At 35.4% G+C, this 19519-nt stretch carries 21 protein-coding genes; 16 read left to right on the forward strand and 5 right to left on the reverse strand.

The window, feature by feature from the left end; all coding sequences use genetic code 11:
• From PKC21_00005 to PKC21_00025, 5 genes are all read left to right on the forward strand, one after another.
• The coding region (locus PKC21_00005; protein ID HMR23708.1) for a gamma carbonic anhydrase family protein at positions 1-205 on the forward strand (205 nt) is incomplete at its 5' end.
• A gap of 5 nt (positions 206-210) precedes the next feature.
• A complete protein-coding gene (locus PKC21_00010; protein ID HMR23709.1) occupies positions 211-630 on the forward strand; it encodes a Crp/Fnr family transcriptional regulator in 420 nt (139 codons plus the stop codon).
• Between the two features lie 100 nt (positions 631-730).
• On the forward strand, positions 731-1420 hold the full coding sequence (locus PKC21_00015; GenBank protein ID HMR23710.1) for a M35 family metallo-endopeptidase: 690 nt from the start codon (positions 731-733) through the stop codon (positions 1418-1420).
• A gap of 124 nt (positions 1421-1544) precedes the next feature.
• Entirely contained in the window at positions 1545-2609 is a 1065-nt protein-coding gene (locus PKC21_00020) for a hypothetical protein (GenBank protein ID HMR23711.1), read from the forward strand.
• A 141-nt stretch (positions 2610-2750) separates the two neighbouring features.
• Positions 2751-2933: a hypothetical protein gene (locus tag PKC21_00025; protein ID HMR23712.1), complete on the forward strand. Its 183-nt coding sequence runs from the start codon at positions 2751-2753 to the stop codon at positions 2931-2933.
• Positions 2934-3022: 89 nt separating this feature from the next.
• Here the strand turns inward: PKC21_00025 and PKC21_00030 are convergent, their stop codons facing one another.
• Positions 3023-4282, reverse strand: coding sequence for a Glu/Leu/Phe/Val dehydrogenase (locus tag PKC21_00030; protein ID HMR23713.1), 1260 nt, complete (start codon positions 4280-4282; stop codon positions 3023-3025).
• A 104-nt stretch (positions 4283-4386) separates the two neighbouring features.
• The gene (locus PKC21_00035; GenBank protein ID HMR23714.1) at positions 4387-5406 is read right to left on the reverse strand and encodes a hypothetical protein; all 1020 of its coding nucleotides are present in this window, start codon (positions 5404-5406) and stop codon (positions 4387-4389) included.
• 85 nt (positions 5407-5491) lie between these two features.
• Here PKC21_00035 and purN point away from each other — a divergent pair, with 85 nt between their 5' ends.
• Both purN and PKC21_00045 read left to right on the forward strand, forming a co-directional pair.
• Positions 5492-6091, forward strand: coding sequence for a phosphoribosylglycinamide formyltransferase (purN, locus tag PKC21_00040; protein HMR23715.1), 600 nt, complete (start codon positions 5492-5494; stop codon positions 6089-6091).
• 33 nt (positions 6092-6124) lie between these two features.
• Positions 6125-6766 (forward strand): JAB domain-containing protein, encoded by a 642-nt coding sequence (locus PKC21_00045; protein ID HMR23716.1) that lies wholly within the window; start codon positions 6125-6127, stop codon positions 6764-6766.
• Between the two features lie 4 nt (positions 6767-6770).
• On the opposite strand, the gene PKC21_00050 is transcribed toward PKC21_00045, so the two are convergent.
• A complete protein-coding gene (locus PKC21_00050) occupies positions 6771-7715 on the reverse strand; it encodes a LysR substrate-binding domain-containing protein (GenBank protein HMR23717.1) in 945 nt (314 codons plus the stop codon).
• Positions 7716-7859: 144 nt separating this feature from the next.
• Here PKC21_00050 and PKC21_00055 point away from each other — a divergent pair, with 144 nt between their 5' ends.
• From PKC21_00055 to PKC21_00070, 4 genes are all read left to right on the forward strand, one after another.
• The gene (locus PKC21_00055) at positions 7860-8171 is read left to right on the forward strand and encodes a thioredoxin family protein (protein HMR23718.1); all 312 of its coding nucleotides are present in this window, start codon (positions 7860-7862) and stop codon (positions 8169-8171) included.
• Entirely contained in the window at positions 8152-8409 is a 258-nt protein-coding gene (locus PKC21_00060; GenBank protein ID HMR23719.1) for a hypothetical protein, read from the forward strand. Before PKC21_00055 ends, PKC21_00060 begins: the two co-directional genes overlap by 20 nt.
• Before the next feature lie 159 nt (positions 8410-8568).
• Positions 8569-9153, forward strand: coding sequence for a peroxiredoxin (locus tag PKC21_00065; GenBank protein HMR23720.1), 585 nt, complete (start codon positions 8569-8571; stop codon positions 9151-9153).
• A 193-nt stretch (positions 9154-9346) separates the two neighbouring features.
• Positions 9347-10222: a hypothetical protein gene (locus tag PKC21_00070; GenBank protein ID HMR23721.1), complete on the forward strand. Its 876-nt coding sequence runs from the start codon at positions 9347-9349 to the stop codon at positions 10220-10222.
• A 5-nt stretch (positions 10223-10227) separates the two neighbouring features.
• Here PKC21_00070 and PKC21_00075 read toward each other — a convergent pair whose 3' ends face one another.
• On the reverse strand, positions 10228-12393 hold the full coding sequence (locus PKC21_00075; protein ID HMR23722.1) for a bifunctional (p)ppGpp synthetase/guanosine-3',5'-bis(diphosphate) 3'-pyrophosphohydrolase: 2166 nt from the start codon (positions 12391-12393) through the stop codon (positions 10228-10230).
• Between the two features lie 134 nt (positions 12394-12527).
• On the opposite strand from PKC21_00075, the gene PKC21_00080 reads away from it, so the two are divergent.
• Genes PKC21_00080 through PKC21_00100 form a run of 5 tightly spaced genes read left to right on the forward strand, consistent with a single transcriptional unit; the run spans position 12528 to position 17724 of the window.
• Positions 12528-13850, forward strand: coding sequence for a glutamate-cysteine ligase family protein (locus tag PKC21_00080; protein ID HMR23723.1), 1323 nt, complete (start codon positions 12528-12530; stop codon positions 13848-13850).
• Positions 13835-14299 (forward strand): VanZ family protein, encoded by a 465-nt coding sequence (locus tag PKC21_00085; protein ID HMR23724.1) that lies wholly within the window; start codon positions 13835-13837, stop codon positions 14297-14299. The genes PKC21_00080 and PKC21_00085 overlap by 16 nt, the downstream gene beginning before the upstream one ends.
• A gap of 57 nt (positions 14300-14356) precedes the next feature.
• Complete coding sequence (locus tag PKC21_00090) at positions 14357-14866, forward strand: DUF3015 family protein (GenBank protein HMR23725.1); 510 nt, start codon at positions 14357-14359, stop codon at positions 14864-14866.
• Between the two features lie 50 nt (positions 14867-14916).
• Complete coding sequence (locus PKC21_00095) at positions 14917-16824, forward strand: DUF4105 domain-containing protein (GenBank protein ID HMR23726.1); 1908 nt, start codon at positions 14917-14919, stop codon at positions 16822-16824.
• 12 nt (positions 16825-16836) lie between these two features.
• Positions 16837-17724, forward strand: coding sequence for an alpha/beta fold hydrolase (locus PKC21_00100; GenBank protein ID HMR23727.1), 888 nt, complete (start codon positions 16837-16839; stop codon positions 17722-17724).
• Positions 17725-17764: 40 nt separating this feature from the next.
• Here the strand turns inward: PKC21_00100 and ggt are convergent, their stop codons facing one another.
• On the reverse strand, positions 17765-19495 hold the full coding sequence (ggt, locus tag PKC21_00105; protein HMR23728.1) for a gamma-glutamyltransferase: 1731 nt from the start codon (positions 19493-19495) through the stop codon (positions 17765-17767).
• Between the last annotated feature and the right edge of the window lie 24 nt (positions 19496-19519).

Here is a 19519-nt window from a genome sequence, read left to right on the forward strand (position 1 = left end):
GGCCACAATCATGGATGGAGCTCATATAGAGAGTGATGTGATTATTGGGGCGGGTGCGCTTGTTACACCCAATACAAAAATTCCTAGTGGGGTTTTGGTTGTTGGCAGCCCGGCTAAAGTAAAACGCGAATTAAAACCTGAAGAGCTTACTTTTTTAAAAAAATCAGCACAAAATTATGTAGATTATCAATCTTTGTATAAATAAACATTATGTCTCATTTTGATTTATTAAAGTCTTGTCCTATTTTTTCACAACTCAGTGATTCTGAAATGATATTACTTGAAAAGAGCTGTGAGGAGATTTTATTGGCCAAAGGTGAAGATTTATACAAACAAGGTGATATGAGCAAAGGCTTTTGTCTGATTAAAGCAGGTAAATTATCAGCAGGTGATGATGACGGAGTTTTAAATGCGGGTGATTTTATAGGCTCATTTTCACTTTATAAAAGCGGTCTAAAAGCTAAATTAGATGTTCAGGCCATTGAAACCACGGCTTTACTATGTTTATCTCAGCAAAAGTTTTATGCTTTAGGGCAAGATAATCCTCATATTCAACTTAAAGTGGCGTACGGTATATTGAACGAATATGTTTCTGAGCTCGATCAGGTAGCAGAGATTTTATTAAAATAATTAGGCTATTTGTCGCTTTTACAACTCAAAAAAATCTGCTAGCTAAGAGTGCATGTTTAGTTTTTGGGGGTATATCAAGACATTCACAGGCTCTTTTTTAATGGTTTTTTGTTTATGGATAAACAATGGCTTTGGTCAAGAGAGATTAAGTGTTGACACAGGTATATCTGAATATAGACAGCAAAAAATAATCGAAGCAACTGAGCAAATTAGTGAAGTTCTTGAACAATCTATAGAAACTCTCAAAGAGATTGCACAACTGATAGAAACTGAAGCTGAGAGTGACTATGAAAAAAAGTTGCTACGGATATGGGATGCTACATTTAAAGGCAATCATGCTAATGAAATTTTAGAAAGGTTTGAGAGTCTACAGCAGCAGTTCAATGAAAACTTAACACATATTCGTTATGCCTCGCAAACGATGTGCGAGACAAAAACACAAGCATCATTAAAAAAGGTTATTAAGCTTGCCTTTGTTTTAATGCTCAGGAACAGAGTTACCGGTGAAATTGTACCCTATGATGCTGAAGGACAAACTCCTAGCCATGAGGCAATTGTTAATTTATGTGATCATTGGTTTGACTCTATTGGTTTTTTAGATCAGATAGCCAGCCTTGTGCATGAATTAACGCATTGGTATTTAAAAACTGAAGATCATGCTTATGTTTATCAACATGCTAAATACAAAGCACTAACAGCCCATGAGCATAAAAGCAATGCCGATAGTTATGCCTATTTTATTAAGCAAGTATTGCTGCTTAAACCTCTACAAAATAGGCCAGAAGTATAATCCTATACCTAAAAAAGACAGTAAAAACCTGCTTAGACCGGATATAAGCGGCTTTTAGAACCGTTGTTAAACAATCTGCAATTAATCATAGTCAGAGTAAAAAAAATCTTGTATACGGCCCACTATGGAAAAAGCAAACGTTCATGTGGTGGGTACAGGTACCATTGGTGAGCCTCTTATTGGCTTGTTGTGTGAATTTAGAGAAAAGTTAGGTTTTGGTGAGATTACCTTTTCTAAGCGCAACGTATCATTGTTGGATCGATCAAAAGTGAATGCCTTGATAAAAAAAGGTGCTAAACTATGTGCTGAAAAAGAGTCTTGGGATGCATTCGTTAATTTAAATGTAAACCCCAGCTATAGTTTAGAGGAAGCTCATGAAAAGGCAGATGTCATTATAGATTGCACACCTGTGGGCAATAAAAACAAAGAGATGGTTTATCATAAACTTGAAAATACAACCAAAGGCTTTATTGCCCAAGGGAGCGAATTTGGTTTTGGTAAAATGTATGCTCGTGGGATCAATGATGAAAGCCTCAATGCAGATGATAAGTATTTACAAGTGGTCAGTTGTAATACGCACAACTTATCTGCGCTGATTAAAACAATTGCAATGAACAATGGACAAAATATACATGGGCTGAACAATGCAAAGTTTGTTTGTATTCGTCGAGCCAATGATATCAGCCAAAATGGTTCATTTTCACCAGCGCATGAGGTGAACGCACATACTGATCCTGAGTTTGGAACGCATCATGCTAGAGATGCGCATGAGTTATTTAAAACTTTAGATATTAAGTTACCTTTGTTTTCTTCAGCAATGAAAAGCAATACCCAGTACATGCACACGCTCTGGTTTCATTTAACTTTAAATGAAGATGTAACCCGAGATGAGGTTTTACGACGTTTGGATGAAAATGATAGAGTAGCATTAACTTATAAAAATACGTCAAACTCTGTATTTTCTTTTGGTCGTGATCATGGCCACTTTGGACGTATTTTAAATCAAACGGTAGTAGTAGAGTCTGGTTTAAGTGTGGTTAACAGTAGAGAAGTTGTTGGCTGGTGTTTTACACCGCAAGATGGGAACTCTTTATTGTCTTCTTTAGCTGGAGCAACCTATTTTGCCAATCCAGATACTTATGAAGATAGAGTGCAATGTTTGAATGAATATTTTTATAACGAAATATAAAAAACATGATTGCGCGCTAAATATCTGATTTTTAAGGGTAAAAATAACTTTTTCTTGACTTATTTTAATAATTTATGTTAAAAGGCCTAATCTATCTCATATGGGTAATATGAGTGTGGGGATCAAGTAGAAAGGATTTGTATGGATATTTTGAATGATGATGTAAGAGAGTACTCTATGGACCAAGTTTATCAAATTGGTGATGAAATTGAACATCCATTTTTTGGTAAGGGCAAAGTAACTGCAAATTTACGCAAAGGCAAAATTGAAGTTGATTTTGATAAAATTGGTACACGTACTTTAGTGGCAAACTATAAAAGTTAATAGTTATAGATTTATCGCCGTATCATTTAAAAATGAATAAATAAAAAAAGCGCCTTTAAGGCGCTTTTTTTTATGAGTAAAAATAAAGCTTACGGAAAGATTCCTCTTTCTTTGTAAGCGGTTTGAAGTTTTTCTAAGGCAACCATATAGGCAGCGGTTCTTAAATTAATATCCTCTTTTTTGGCTTTTTCTAAAGTCTTGTAAAATGCTTGGCGCATAATAAAAGACAATTTATGATCTACTTCTTGTAAGCTCCATTGAGCACTGGTCTTGTTTTGTACCCACTCAAAATAACTCACTGTAACACCACCAGCGTTGGCCAAAATATCAGGAAGAACAGTAATGCCACGCTCATTTAAAATAGCATCGCCTTCAGAAGTTACAGGGCCATTAGCGCCTTCTACCACAACCATGGCTTTAATGTTCTTGGCATTTCCTTCGTGTACTTGTCCTTCTAAGGCTGCAGGGATGAGAACATCTACCTCTTGACTAAAAAATTGCTCAGGGTCCATAGGTTCAGCGTTGGGATAACCTTCAACAGAACCATGTTCAGCAACATAATCTCTCAGCTCAACACAGTTTAAGCCTTTACTGTTGTATATGGTTCCCTTATGATCTTGTACAGAAGTGATTTTCCCACCACGTTTTTCTAAAAGAATAGCTGTGCTGCTCCCTACATTACCAAAACCTTGGATAGCATAACTTAAAGAAGATAATGAAATATCTTTTTCATCAGCCCAGCTTCTTAAAACATAAACCAAACCTTGACCCGTTGCTTTTTCGCGGCCGTGACTTCCGCCACAGGTTAAAGTTTTACCGGTTACAATATGTCTTTGTGCATTTCTTGTGATTGATGTTTGAGCGTTCATGAATGTGTCCATGATGTACACCATGGTTTGAGCATTGGTGCCCATATCTGGGGCTGGAATATCATACTCTGGACCAATATTAGCCCCCAGTGCATGAGTCATTCTTCTGGTTAGACGCTCAAGTTCCTTTTCACTAAAGTCTCTAGGATTAATGGTAACACCACCTTTAGCCCCACCAAAAGGAATATCAACCAAAGCACATTTAAAAGTCATCCAGGCGGCCAAAGCTTTGACTTCGTCTAAATTGACATTGCGGTGATAGCGAATACCGCCCTTAAATGGACCCAAAATATTACTATGTTGAATACGGTAGCCACTCACCATTTTTAAATCACCGGTATCCATACGTACTGGAAAATTTACGGCAATTTCATTTTTGGGTTGGGATAAAATTTCTCTAACTGAAGGATCAAGACGCATAATATCTGCAGCAGCTTGCCACTGCGAAACGGCTTGTTTATACAATGATTTTTCTGACATAATGGGGCGGATCATACACCAGATAAAAATAAAGAAAACAAAAAATTTAGATTGGCTGTAGGTTTCTTTGTCGCATCTATGGCGGACTATATAAAGAAGATAAATTATTTAGGGGTGTTTTTTGTGATTATATTAGGAGCATCAAGGGTTCCTGAAACAAGAAAAGTATTAATAGGCGAATATTCATGGTAAAAAGTTACTTCAGCTCCAGCCGTAAAATCTTTTTTTGGAAACTTTTCCCGTCCTTGGCTTATTAAGTCTAAAACATAACTTGATAAGCGGTATTGGGTTCTAAAGTCAATATGAGAGTATGAAACGATATCAACCTTTAGATTTAATTGTAAACAAAGATCGGTTTTGCAGTTAACAATTAAGCTTAGATTTGAAACATCGTATTTCCCTAAGTTCTGCTGCATAGTACTATTTTTAAATAAGTCTACCCATTGAAGGGTTAGATCTTCGGCATAAGGTTTTGTTGATATTTTAATCTGAGCTGGACCGGATACTTTTGAATTAGACTCTTTCTTTTTACCAGATAAAAGTTGGTTGAAACTTTCTCTTAAATCACAGTTCTTAATCAACTCAGCTTGTTTGCTGTCATCAAGCTGAGTTTTTTCGATGAATTTTCTTAAGAGGTTGCACCTTTTTTGCTCAATCAATTGTAAAGCAAAAATTTCAGCATCAACAGGGCCAGAGCGATACAACTTTTGGTTTTGTTCATTAAACCAATCAGAAAAATCATTGATCAACTTTCTATTGCCCATATTTTCAAAAGCACTTTCAGCAATAAGGCTATAATTTTGTACATCCCATAGACTTACGGCAATATAGTTCGGGGATATTTTTCTAAGAATCACCACCGTTTGCACCTGATCTATGGCAGCTTTTGCCAAAATTAGAGCATCATTGCTGATGTTTCTGATAGGAAAGGTTTTTAAAGTAAAGGTGTCACTGTGAATGGATAATCTTTGAATTAAATTGTTGTATTCATCAAGTTGATTTTGATCTTTGCCGTCAAAAGTTTTTGTATTAACAAAAATGCCTACATGAGCCAACTTCTTTTCATTGGCCTGTGTTTCAGGGGCGACGCATAAAAAAGTCAGCAGAATGTATAAATAAACCATAGCATAGTGTTTGATTTTGCTTTTATTATACATTAATAATAATTATACATGACTTGTTTAAGTTTTGACTAGATATCAAGAGAATATGAAAAAAAAAACGCAAATTAAAAGTCTTCTTGTAATGGCATCAGGAAATGGCAGTAACTTTGAAGCTATTGTTAAAGCTTGTCATGACGGTGAAATTAACGCACAAGTGACAAAACTCATAAGTGATAATCCTAAAGCATATGTTTTTCAAAGGGCTAAACAATTAGATGTTGTTTTTGAGTGTATTGATTATAAGTCCTTTCCCACCCGGAGTGATTTTGAACATGAACTGTTACAGGCTTGTCTAAAAGATGAACCAGAGTACATTGTTTTAGCTGGATTCATGAAAATTCTGCCAAAAGAGTTTATTTACTATTTTAAACAAAGAATCATTAATATTCATCCATCACTTTTACCTCTTTATCCTGGAACCAAAGCTTTAGAAAAAGCATGGAATAATAAGGATAGAGTTTCAGGGGTTACGGTTCATTATGTTGATGAGGGTGTTGATACGGGTGAAATAATTCTACAAAGAAGTTTGAATATTGATTATAAGGCATCATATGAAAATTTTTGTCAGAAAATGCATGCTTTAGAGCATGAAGTTTATGTTGAAGCTCTGCAAAAACTCTTGAATAGATCGAAAGACTCTCTTTAAAAAATTGGCATATATTGTGAACATAAATAGGCTATGTCAGTTAAGTTATTACCTCAACGATGTGAAAGTATTGAATACGCATCTTATTCTATATATGAACTGATCAATATTCTATTTTTAGAAAAAAACATTGAACAATCAATCCTTGAAAAAATTGTATATCGATTAAACAATAATTTTGTTTGCGATAGTGCATACCTAAATTATATGCTTGGCCTTGATGAGCTTATGGTAAAAAAGTTTCTAGCGTTGATAGAAATCATAAAGCGAAAAGAGACTATCTCGAATGCTTTAGAATATATTCGTTCACCCAAAGATTTTGCACAATGTTTAACCAAATATTGTCAATACCTGCCGCATGAGACAGTTTTTCTCGGTTTATTAAACCATAAAAATGCTTTGTTTGAACTAAAACATTTCACACAAGATCAGGTAGGAGGTGTTAAGATAGATATGAAACTATTGATGAAGCATGTTTTATGTGAAAATGCAGCTAGAATTATTATAGGGCATAACCACCCGTCAGGCGATCCAAGGCCATCTACTCAAGATAAAGTGTTAACCCAGCACATAGAACGTTTACTTAAATATTTTGATTTAGAACTTTTAGATCATATTATCATTGGCCGAAAATCATACTATAGTTTTAAAAACAAACGCATTCTTAATTTATAGTTTGCTAAATATCAATGCGTTCTATGCTATCTTTTTTCAGAGAACTTAATTCATTGGGAATGTGATTGATTATGCTATTGGTCATGGCGTCTATAATATGTTCCTTTAAAAATGTTCGACTATGCACCAGACTTATCTCTCTAGTAGGAACAGGACTTTTGAATTTTTTTAATTGGTGATTTTTTTCTTGTTCGGTTAAATCAAGGCTTGCAAGGTGGGGTATAAGCGTGTAGCCATCACCGTTACGGATTAGGTTTTTTAAAGTTTCAAGGTTGCCACTGTCAAAGTGAACATTATTTAAAACTTCACGTTTGTTTTTAAATGCACAAACTTTAATAACTTGCTCTCTAAAACAATGCCCTTCATCTAGAAGCCAAATAGGGTGGTCTTGTAGCTGTGTTTCTGACACAGTTTTTTTGTTAATCAAAGGGTGATGCTTAGACATAAAAGCATAAAACGGTTCATAAAATAAACTGCGCTCAATAATTTTATCGTCATACAATGGCGTCACCAAAAGCCCACCATCAAGTTGATCATCATAAAGCTTTTCTATAATATCTTCTGTTTTGTACTCGCTGATGGTCAGGTCTACTTTAGGATAATTATTTGAAAAACTTTTGATAAATAAAGGTAGGATGTACGGAGATAAGGTAGGAATGACACCAAGATGAAATGACCCACTAAGTTCTGCGCTTTGGGCATGAATATCCAACAGCTTTTTATGTTCTGATATGACTTTTCTTGCTTGTTCAATCACTTCTTGACCAAGCTGTGTGACTTTTATAGGTGATTTAGAGCGGTCAAAAATAATGATGTCCAGTTCATCTTCTGCTTTTTGAACTTGGGCAGATAGGGACGGTTGGCTGACAAAGCATGACTTTGCAGCTCTTCCAAAGTGTTTATGTTTTGCAACAGCTAAAATGTATTCAAGTTGACTCAAACTAGGCATTTTTGTAATGTACTTTTTGTAATTAAAATGTCAATTTTAATAGTTTAAAACTATTGATTAATAGATCTAAAGTGTTGGATAAATATTAAGCTTTGTTGCATATTAGAACTTAACAAAGCTAATGCAATAAATATGGAGGTTGCAATGATTGAATTAAATGAAGATAACTTACAAAGTGTTATCGATGAGCATAAGCAAGTCATTGTACAGTACGGAGCTACTTGGTGCGGAAACTGTAGAATGATTAAACCAAAATTTAAAAAACTTGCTGAAGCAACACAAGGCATAGCCTTTGTTTATGTTGATGCAGAAAAGTATCCAAACTCAAGAAAATTAGCTGCAGTAGATAATTTACCGACATTTGCTGCGTTTAAAGATGGGAAACTCTTAAAGCAAGATCAAGGTAACAAAATTGATGTGGTGGAAGGGTTAGTCAATGAAGTTACCAGTCATTAAGTCCTTGACTGAATTTATCGGTCAACATGATGAGGATTATGTTAATGAATGCATTGAAGTATTGGAGCATGTTTCTCAGGCTAAAGGTCTAAGTGATGAAGAACTTGATACCATTGGAGAGTTACTTTCCAACATGTATGGATCTTTAGAAGTTTCAAAGATGGTCAAAGAGGGAAAATCTGATAAAGATGCTTTGAACCATTTTATGAAAAGAGTCGTAGGCTCAATAGATAAGTAAGAAACCAGAGGAAAAGAAGGTTTATCCTGAGTTTTCCCCGGGTGGGTTGAATTGGTTCAAAACGACGTTTTTGGACCAAGAAGGGGGGAGAGATCCTCCCTTTATAAAAACAGAGTCGTAGGCTCTATAGATAAATAAAACAAAAAAGGAGTTAAAAATATGTCAAGATTAGTAGGTAACCAAGCCCCAGATTTTTCAGAACAGGCCTTGGTCAATGGTGAAATAGGAAATGTTTCTTTAAAAGACTTTTCAGGTAAATGGAAAATTTTATTCTTTTATCCTTTGGATTTTACATTTGTATGTCCAACCGAGATTGTTGCTTTTTCTGATGCTGCTGAAAAATTCAGAGAAAAAAACTGTGAACTGATTGCTTGTTCAGTAGACTCTGTTTTTTCACACTTGGCTTGGACACAACAAGATAGAAATGACGGTGGTTTAGGTGATGTCAACTTCCCAATCATTGCGGATATCAATAAAAAAATAGCCAGTGACTATGAAGTACTGACTGACGGTGGTGTTGCATTGAGGGGCTTGTTTTTAATTGATGATCAAAATGTGATTCAGCACGCAACCATCAACAACCTTTCTGTAGGAAGAAATGTTGATGAAGCTTTACGTTTATTAGCGGCTTATCAGTACACTGCTGAAAAAGGTGAAGTTTGCCCAGCAAACTGGACTGAAGGTGATGATAGCATGAAGCCAGATCCACAAGGCTCAAAAGAGTGGTTTAATAAACACAAATAAGCCCATTAGTTAACTTATATAGAATAATAAAAAAGAGCCTTTAAAAGGCTCTTTTTTTGTTTTTGGGACGTAAACTCTATTTTTTGACAGAACTGAGGTGAAAAAAAGATAAATAAACAATAATAATGTTTTATAAAAAATGAGATTGTATTAAAAAAAATTATATGTTATTTCAAATACTAGGGGAAATTTAATGATTTTAAAGGTGTGTTTACGTAGAATTTTTTTAACAAGTTTATTTCTATTTTTTGCAAGCGTTTATGCACAAAAAGATATAAGAGTCGTGGCCTTTGATGATCTTGCAATAGAAAAATATGGGCCTGTCAAAGTGCTTTTATATCTTGCTAACACAATTCATCAGGTTAAGTCTGGCGATATTATTTTTGATGTCAGCTTGTGGGAGCCCATAAACTTTGAAAACTATCTAGAAGATCCTAGTAAACGTCAAACGGTTCTAGATTATCAGAATGTCCAGCGAGTTTTTTTTGAAAATATAGAAATTTTTTGTAAACAAGCACTAATGGGTGAAAAGTTTTTTATTACAGCCCCAGGTAATATTCTTTTTTATGAACAAGCTTACTCATTATACCTAAAAAGTTTAAAAAATTTAGGATTAAAAGAAGAGTTGCCAGACTGCATAGAGTTTACTTATGCTAAAGGCTATGAAAAAATAATGAATATAGATGGATACTTAAGCAATCATACCACAATAGTAAAACTTGAAAACACTGACCTTCAGCATATGGCTTTTGCAGTGAATAGATTGGTGTGGAGAGAGCAAGGTTCAAACTCAATAAAAAATGGAGTCGAAAGAGAGCTGTTGTTAGAATACGATTTGATTAATCAAGAAGAATATTATGACGAAAACTATTTTCCCCAACACAAAGCAATTGCTTTATCAGAAATAACAGAAGCAAATCTAATCAATGCAGATGTTACCATTTTTGCTTCCCATTCACCAAATAGAGACTCTTTTATGGGGAAAGTTGAGGGTAAGATCTATAAATCGCAATGGTGTCCAGGTTACTTATTAATAATCCTGGGTATTCAATTGGCTGCTCAGATATAAAAATTTTATAAGTTTTTTACTCGTTCTACTGTAAGAATGCCTTTAAGTTCACCAATTGATTTAATTAAATTATTAAGTTGGTTGGTGTTTTGGATAGAGACATCAAAATAGCATATAGCTTTGTTGTCCGCCGTGGTTTTTATAGATGCGTGAGAAATATTGCCTCCAGATTTTGAAATCTGCTGCGAAACATCCGCTAAAATGCCTACGGTATCTGTGGTAATCACTCTTATACGAACAATGCGCTTGCTACCAGCAATGCTATCTGCCCAAGCCACATGAATTTTTCTTTCATCATCCGTTTCTAAAATCATATAACAGTCACTTTTATGAATGGTTACCCCTCGGCCTCTGGTAATAAAACCAACAATGGCATCTCCGGGTAAGGGTGTACAACATTTACCATATCTAACAACAATACTATCTTCTCCACCCACTTGAATGGGCGCAGATGTTTCTTGATTGATGGCTTGTGAGGAAACGTTTTGATGGACTTTGCCTAGTTTTTTAAAGGTCTTTTCTGGATTAAGCAACTGTGTATATTTTTCAACCACGACTTGCGGATGAATTTTTCCATAGCCCACAGCTAACAGCAATTCATCTTCATTGCCTAAACGCAACTCCTTCAGTGTTGCGGAAAAAAGATCATTATCAAGAACACTTTCAAAACGTTCTTTGTGTTTTCTAAATTCACGAATAAGAATTTCATGTCCCATTTTTTTGGCTTGATCACGTTCAGTTTTTTTGATGTGAGATCTTATTTTAGAACGAGCCTTAGAGGTTTTGACCAATTTGAGCCAATCCTTGGATGGGCGCATGTTTTTGTCAGTGATAATTTCAATTTTATCCCCATTTTTAAGTTGGTATTTTAAAGGAACCATTTTGCCATTCACTATGGCACCTTTACATTTTAAGCCTACTTCAGTGTGCACCCTAAAAGCATAGTCTATGGGTGTTGAGCCACGAGGAAAGTCTAAAACTTCACCTTGCGGTGTAAAGACATAAACCTCGTCGGAAAATAAATCTATTTTAACACTTTCAATAAACTGATGGGCATCCGATAAGTCTTGCTGCCATTCAACCATTTGCCTGAGCCAAGCAAATTGCTGAATGTCTTTGGCTTTAGCAGAGGCTTTTTTATCTTTTTTGTATTGCCAGTGGGCAGCAATACCGTCTTCAGCGATTGAATGCATATCATGGGTTCTAATCTGAACTTCAATGCGTTCTCCGTTGGGGCCAATGAGCGTGGTATGCAGTGATTGGTACATGTTGGCTTTGGGCAGAGCAATAAAGTCTTTGAATCGACCAGGAATTGGCTTCCACATAGCATGAATATGTCCCAAAGCTTCATAGCACTTGGGTATGGAGTTGACTAGAATTCTAAAAGCAAGCAAGTCATGAATTTGATCAAACTCAAGACGACGCTTTTCCATTTTTTTAAAAATAGAGTAAGCATGTTTACGTCTGCCGGTAATTTCACAAGGAATATTTTCTTCTTTCATTTTCCTAGCCAAGACATCAATGATACTTGAAATAAAAGTATCATGCCTTTTTTGTGAATGGGCAAGATGGTCTTGAATCATTGCATAAGATGATGGATGAAGGTATTGGAAACAAAGGTCTTCTAGTTCATTTTTTAACCATGACATACCTAAACGATGGGCTAAGGGGGCATAAATATCTAAAGTTTCTTGTGCTATAACTCTTTGTTTCTCTTCAGACATATGTTCAAGAGTGCGCATATTGTGTAAACGATCAGCCAACTTAACAACAATGACCCTAATATCTTTGGCCATGGCCAAAAGCATTTTTCTAAAACTTTCACTTTGTTGGATATCTTTGGATTGAAAAGAAATTTTTGATAATTTGGTTACACCATCAACCATCTCAGCAATGTCTTGACCAAATTCTTGTTCAATATCTTCTATACTGGTTTCAGTATCTTCAACCACATCATGCAATAAACCGGTGGCAACCGTATCTTCATCCATTTGATGGGAGGCTAAAATGAACGCAACTTGTGTAGGGTGGGCAAAGTAAGGCTCTCCTGACTTTCTTTTTTGATGCTGATGGGCAACTTTGCCTAAAGCATAAGCTTTTTCAATAATATCAGCATTGGCATTGGGGCGAAATTTTTGAATCTCTGATATGATTTCTTTTACAGGTACCATAGGTTTAGTTTCTGATTATAAACCAGCTATTGCTTGCTTACCAGTCTTATTTAATGCGTTAAAAAGATTTAAATAATATATATTAGGCTTTTTGCCTAAACTTTATTTTTAAGATAGTTGTATGGGCTGAAACTATGAGTAGAGAAGTAAAAGTTAGTCAATCTGGACCTATTGAAAATGTGGATAATCTGTTAGAAATTTTTATCAATGGTGCCAGAGAACCAAAGAATTTTTTGGTTGGATTAGAAACTGAAAAAATTGGAGTTTATAAAGATACTCTGCAAGCCATCCCTTATCTTGGAGATAAAGGGATAGAAATTATTTTAAAAACCATTGCGGATCAAGATCATTGGAAAAAAATATATGATCAAGAGCATTTAATTGCTCTTGAAAAAGATGGGCAAGCCATTACTTTAGAACCCGGGGGTCAGTTTGAACTGAGTGGCTCTGCTCATCAGTCTGTAGCGGATGTTGCACATGAGCTTGGACAGCATTTGAAGTTGTTATGCAGGATTTCAACACCTTTGGATATAGCTTGGTTGGGTATTGGAATTCAGCCGGTAAGCACTATTGATCAAATTTCTTGGGTGCCCAAGTCACGCTATAAAATTATGAAGGCTTACTTTGAAAGAGTTTCACCCGGTGGTTTAGAAATGATGAAATTGACAGCATCATCGCAAGTTAACTTAGACTACAGCAGTGAAGAAGATGCTGCAAAAAAAATTAGAGTAGGCAGTGTGTTTGGTGTTTTGGCATCCGCCTTGACTGCCAATTCAGCAATAGAACAAGGGCAAAAAAATGGTTTTTGTTCACGGCGTTTAAAAGTTTGGCAAAAAACTGACAAACAACGGTGCGGAATCCCCAAATTTTTTGTGGATGGTAGTTTCTCTTTTGAGCAATACAGAGATTATGCCCAAGATATTCCTATGTACTTTTTATATAGAAATGGGGCTTATCAAGATGCTACACACCAAACATTTGCTCAAGCACTAAAGAGTGGACAAGTTTTAACTCAAAGTGACTGGGAAAGTCATTTAACAACTTTATTTCCTGATGTTAGGTTAAAAAATCACTTGGAATTTAGAACAGCAGATGCAAGCAGTAAAAAACTTTCTATAGCCATAACTGCATTTTGGATGGCACTGTTGTATAACAAGAGCTTATTAGAAGAAGCTCATAGTTTTTCCAAAAAGGTTAGTTTAGAGACTTTGTATACAAGTATTGATGATGTTGCTCTTAAAGGTATGCAAGCCAGTTTAGGTAAAATAAAAATATTGGATTGGGCGAATGAATATATAAACCACTGTATGTTGGCGATGGATAAAGTGCTTTACAATGAAGGCATGTCTGATTATTTATTCCCCCTTAGAGAAATTGCTGACAAAGGAAAATCTCCAGCTGAGCAACTTCTTGCTGATTGGCCAACCTGTTTAAAAACATTATGCGAAAAGGAATAAAATATGTAGTACCCTGCGGGATTTGGGTAGGGATCATTTTTATGTTTTCTAGTCAGTACTTCTCAGCTGGAAATACGAGTACAGTTTTATACCGATGGATTCATGCTTTTTTTCAATCGTTTTCTAGAGAGCACTTTTGGAGTATGCATTTTTACATTAGAAAGTTTGCACATGTTTTTGCATATGCAGTGTTAACGTACTTTTCATTTGTAGCGTTATTTAAAAATTTTTATATTTTTAAAATAAAACCCAAGATCAGGTCTTTTATTTGTGTATTTATTTTTTGTTTAAGCATTGCTATTTTAGATGAATACAATCAAAGTCATATTGCAGCTAGAACAGGAACATACAAAGATATTCTTATTGATATGATAGGTGTTGTATCTGTTCAGTTATTTGTACTTATTAAAACCAGCCAGATTTCAATGTTTACTAGTAAAAAAAAATAAAATCGGTTACGGTTGCAAACATTATTGGACAATAATAATTTCTATGGAAAGGTATTTATGAAAAAATCAATGTTTACTCTTGTATGTGCTGCTGTGTTTATGGCAGGTTTTGTATACGCAGAAGGTCTTAAAGGAACAGGAACATATGGCTCTGCGGGTTGTGGTTTAGGTAGTATGTTGTTTGTTGAAAAAAATGGTAAAGTTCAACAGGTTTTAGCTGCTACAACAAATGGTACCTTTGGTACGCAAACATTTGGAATTTCTTCAGGTACCTCTAACTGTACAAGTGAGGGTATGGCTAAATTAGATAAAGAAAAAGAAATTTTTGTTGAAGTAAACTATGCAACTTTACAAAAAGAAATTGCGCAAGCCAACGGTGAAACTTTGGCAAGCTTTGCAAGTTTAATGGGTTGTTCTGAAGATGCACAAGTATTGTTTGCTAAAACATTACAAAAAAATACAGCAACATTAAATAGCATTGATAATGGTACACAGTTTATTAGTGTTGTTAAAAATACTGTAAACAATGATGCTGTTTTAGCTGAAAAATGTTCTGTTAATGGTTAATTAAATTTATTTTTTATTACTAATCTTTAAAACAAAAGGCTTTGGTTGTTATGAATACAAATATAATGATCAAAGCCTTTTTGTGTTTATATGGGATGCATTGGTTTTTATTGGCGCCACTGTATGCAAAAACAAAGAATGAACAATCAATAAATTCAACAATATTGCATCAATTAAGTAAAGATCCTTATTGGCTTAAACTAGGTCATTATCGCCAAAAATCAAAAAATAAATATAAAGGTGAAGTGGATGGTCCTAGCTTTTACCTTGATCAACAGGGTCGTTATAAGCCTGAGCAAGAGTTGCTTGTTACAATTAAGCTTATGCTCCAGGACCTAGAAAAAAACAATCTTGAGCAAGATTCGGTTATTTGTCGCTATCCACTAAGATATAAATGGTTAAAGAAAAATCATTTAATTGAAGTAAAAAACTTTAATTTTTTTGAACACTGTAAAACCTTTAACTCATGGTTTAATAGAATGAATGCAAAGGCAGCTGTTTTAGTTTTTGCAGGTAGTTATTTGAACAACCCATCTTCCATGTTTGGGCATACTTTTTTAAGGTTTAAGAAAAAAACAGATAATCATGAAAGTAAAGCGCTCCTTGATAATGTGGTCAACTTTGCAGCAAGTACGGGTTCCGAAGGAGGGCTTTTATATACCGTAAAAGGTCTTTTTGGTGGATACCCCGGTGTATTCTCTTCATTTCCCTATCATATGAAGGTCAATGAATATGTTAACCTTGAAGCACGAGATTTATGGGAGTATCATTTGAGCTTATCGCAAGAGCAGGTCAATGATTTACTGTTTCATTTATGGGAGCTGTCAAAAACTTATTTTGATTATTATTTTATTGATGAAAACTGCTCATATTTTTTATTAAGTTTACTTGAAGTGAATCACCCAAATCATGCCTTGGTCAAACGGCTACCATTTTTTACAACGCCGGTTGATACAATTAAAGTGCTGCAAAAAAATACTGATTGGGTTGAAAAAATAGAACTTAGACCATCTTATAGAAGGATTTATCAAGCAAGAATGGCCAGCTTGACTAAAAAATCAAAAAAACTAGCCTATAAAATGATTAGACAAAAAAAAGTTCATGCTCTTGGGCATAAAGAGCTAGATCAACAAAGAAACATATTGGATACAGTGATAGATTATGAAAAATACAACAATAAAAATATGGTTCCAAGTTCTTTTGAAAAACAATTATGGTTGGCAAGAAGTTTATTGCCAGCTTCGGAGCCAGTTCATATTAAATTGAAGCATGATCCAGCTAAATCGCACCCAACCATGCGTTTTGGCTTTGGGGGGACCTACCATAACGATAATGCCTTAAGCGCAGATATATATTTTAGGGGAGCTTATCACGATCAGTTAAATTTGCAGCAAGGTCTCAATAACTTGTCTCATATTGAAGCACTTAATGGAAAGTTGAGTTTTAATTTAAAGTCAAAAAAAATACTTATTCCAGAACTTAACGTGATTCGGATTATATCACTGGCTCCATTTGAAAAAGGGATTAAAAAACCATCCTGGAATATCAATTTGGCGTTAGAAGAAAGTCTTAATGAGCCGTGTTTTACTTGCCGGCAAGTAAAACTATCAGTTGGGCCAGGTATAACAATTGGTAAAGCCAATCTTGGTCTGCAAGAAGATAAAAGGTTTTTGTTTTATACATTTTTAAACAGCGCTAATGCACTGGCTTTATCAGATAAGCTCAATTCATTTGTTGGCTTGGAAATTGATTCAGGTTTTTTATTTGATTTTGGGAATTTAAGTTCCCAGAAACTTGGCTTTAAATATGCTATCAATGCATTGAATAACTTTTTAAGTCATGAACAAGCATATTTTTTACAAGCCTTTCATCTTAATCCAGGTAATGAGATTAGAGTTGATTTTAATTACAATCTCCATGACTACAATGCCGCCCTGTATTATTTAAGGTATTTTTAAGGATACATAAATATGAAAAAGTTAATTTTGTTTAATAGTGTTGGTTTGATAAGTTTAATTTTTTTATCTGCTTGTACCAACATAGCTTTGCAGCCTAGCAGGCAAGTATATCAAAATGTTGAAAATTTTCAGGCACAGAAACCTGAGCAACAATACATTAAATCTTTTGATGGAACATCGTTGTCTTTGGTTCACTTTCAGAGCTTGGTAAAACCAAAGAAAGGTGTGGTGGTTCAGTTTCATGGTAACGCAGAAAATTTAAGTTCACATTTTTTATCCCAATTGTGGGTTACACAACATGGCTACGACTTTGTTACTTTTGATTACAGAGGCTATGGTAAGTCAGAGGGGCTTGCAGGGTTTCCTGATGTTAATCAAGATGCAGCAGCCGTGATTCAATATGCAATGGATAACTACTCTGAGTATGACCATCAAATTATTTTATGGGGAGAGAGTATTGGTGGGATGATTTTAATGAATGCTTTAAATATTTTAGCAGAACAAGGGCAGCCAAACTTTAAATATAAGATGATTTTGGAAGGAACTTTTTATTCATTAAAAGCAACGTCTTCAAAAGTTTTAACTCGGCATTGGTTAACGTTTCCTTTTTCTTGGCTTGGGTTTCTGTTGGTGACTGATCGTTATGCCGCTAAGAAACAAATTCGTAAGTTTACATACAAACCAGAAAGTGTGTTGTTTGTGCAAAGTAAGCAAGATTTTGTGGTTGGGTTTAAACAAGGTAAAAAATTATTTAACAAATACCAACATTCTAATAAATGTAAGTTATGGTACGAGGAAAAAAGTCATATCAATGTGGCTGGCGTTGCCAAAAGAAAATACCGTTCAATGATGCTGAACTATCTTAATGAAGGTTGTAGCAAGTTAGATAATGCTTATTAATCAGCTACAACCTTAAAAATAAAAATTGAAGATTTATTGTTTACTGTCCTTTAGCTAGGCCTTCACCTCTTGGATCAGCTACACCGTGTAAGCGATTGTTTTCAAAAGCAACTGCTTGGACTTTACAGCCTAGATCTTCATGGCGGATTTCATGGCCCATGCTTTGTAGAGCTTTTTTTGTGCCCAGACTAAAGCCGGGATCTTCTACCCGAATATGGTCAGGCTGCCATTGGTGATGGTAGCGTAGTGCAGCAACAGCAGTATAGAGATCTTTTTCATGCTCAAGATAATTCAATAGAACTTGGCTGACACAGGTTAGGATCCTGGTACCTGAAGGTGTTCCCAAAGCAAGGATGGGTTTACCATCTTTTCTAACAATAGTAGGAGACATACTGCTTAAAGGACGTTTTTCAGGTTGTACCAAGTTGTTTTTGCTGCCAACCGCGCCAAATAAATTACTATCCCCTGGTTTTTTAGAAAAATCATCCATTTCATTATTCATAACAATACCTGTGCCTGGGATGACAACGCCAGAACCTAACCAGCCGTTAATGGTTTGAGTAGAGCTCACAGTATTGCCGACATTGTCCATAATGGTAAAGTGGGTGGTTTCATCGGATTCATAAGGAAAAGCATCAAGCAAATCATCTTGTTCAAGCTTTAATGCTTTTGAACCAATTTTCTTGCGTAATTCCCCGGCATATTTTTTTGAAATTAATCCTTTAACCGGCACCTTAACAAAATCAGCATCTCCCATATAGCGTGCTCTATCAACAAAAGCCAGCTGCATAGCACTGGCTGTTTGATGAATACTGGTTGGGCTTTGAATACCTTGCTCTTTTAAGTTAAGCGGTTCTAAAATATTTAAGATTTGAATGACATGGGTCCCACCAGAACTAGGAGGTCCCATTGAAAAAATCTCATAGCCATTAAAGGTTCCTTGGACAGGGGTTCTCCATTTGGTGTTGTATTTATCCAAATCTATTTGCCTGATGTAACCGCCTAAACGTTTGCTTTCATCGACAATAGCTTGAGCGACCCAACCTTTGTAAAAACCGTTTATGCCTTTTTCTGATATGGTTTGTAAGGTTTTTGCCAAGTCTTTTTGTATTAAGATATCACCTTCTTCTTTGATGCTACCGTCTGATTTAAAAAACACAGCAATAGAAGCAGGGTATTGTTTTAAAACCTCTTGCCTTGCCTCAATGGCTTTGGCTAAGTGTGGGTAAATTTTAAATCCATTTGTAGCCAGTTCAATGGCAGGTTGCATGACTTGTTGGCGGGTGAGCTTACCATACTTGGCTTGCATTTCTAAGACACCTTTAACCAAACCCGGCACGCCACCGGCAAAGATACCATCTAAAGACTTTCTTTCAATGATCGCATCGTTTTTGTCGACATACATTTTTGAATGGGCTTTTAAAGGAGCCTTTTCTCTAAAGTCCAGAGATAGAGGTTGTTCAAAAGTAGGGCCGTCCATCAGCATAAAACCACCGCCGCCAAGGCCTGTTGATTGAGGCCGTTCAACAGAAATAGCAAAAGAAACGGCAGCTGCCGCATCAAAAGCATTGCCTCCCAATTCAATCATCTTAATTCCAGCTGCGGTTGCGGCTTCTCCTTGCGTTGCAATCATGATCTTATCACTAAAGGCTTCATGTTGGGCTTGGCTGTGGCCTTTTAGTAGTTTTACTGTTTTAAATTGAGAGCTACAGGCAGATAATAATAAGGTTAAAGATAATAAAAGTGATTTTAAGAATGGTTTTTTTAGCATGCAGTTTAAGTAGCATATAAACTG

The sequence above is a fragment of the Oligoflexia bacterium genome, from assembly GCA_035326705.1.
Classification (GTDB): domain Bacteria; phylum Bdellovibrionota_G; class JALEGL01; order JALEGL01; family JALEGL01; genus JALEGL01.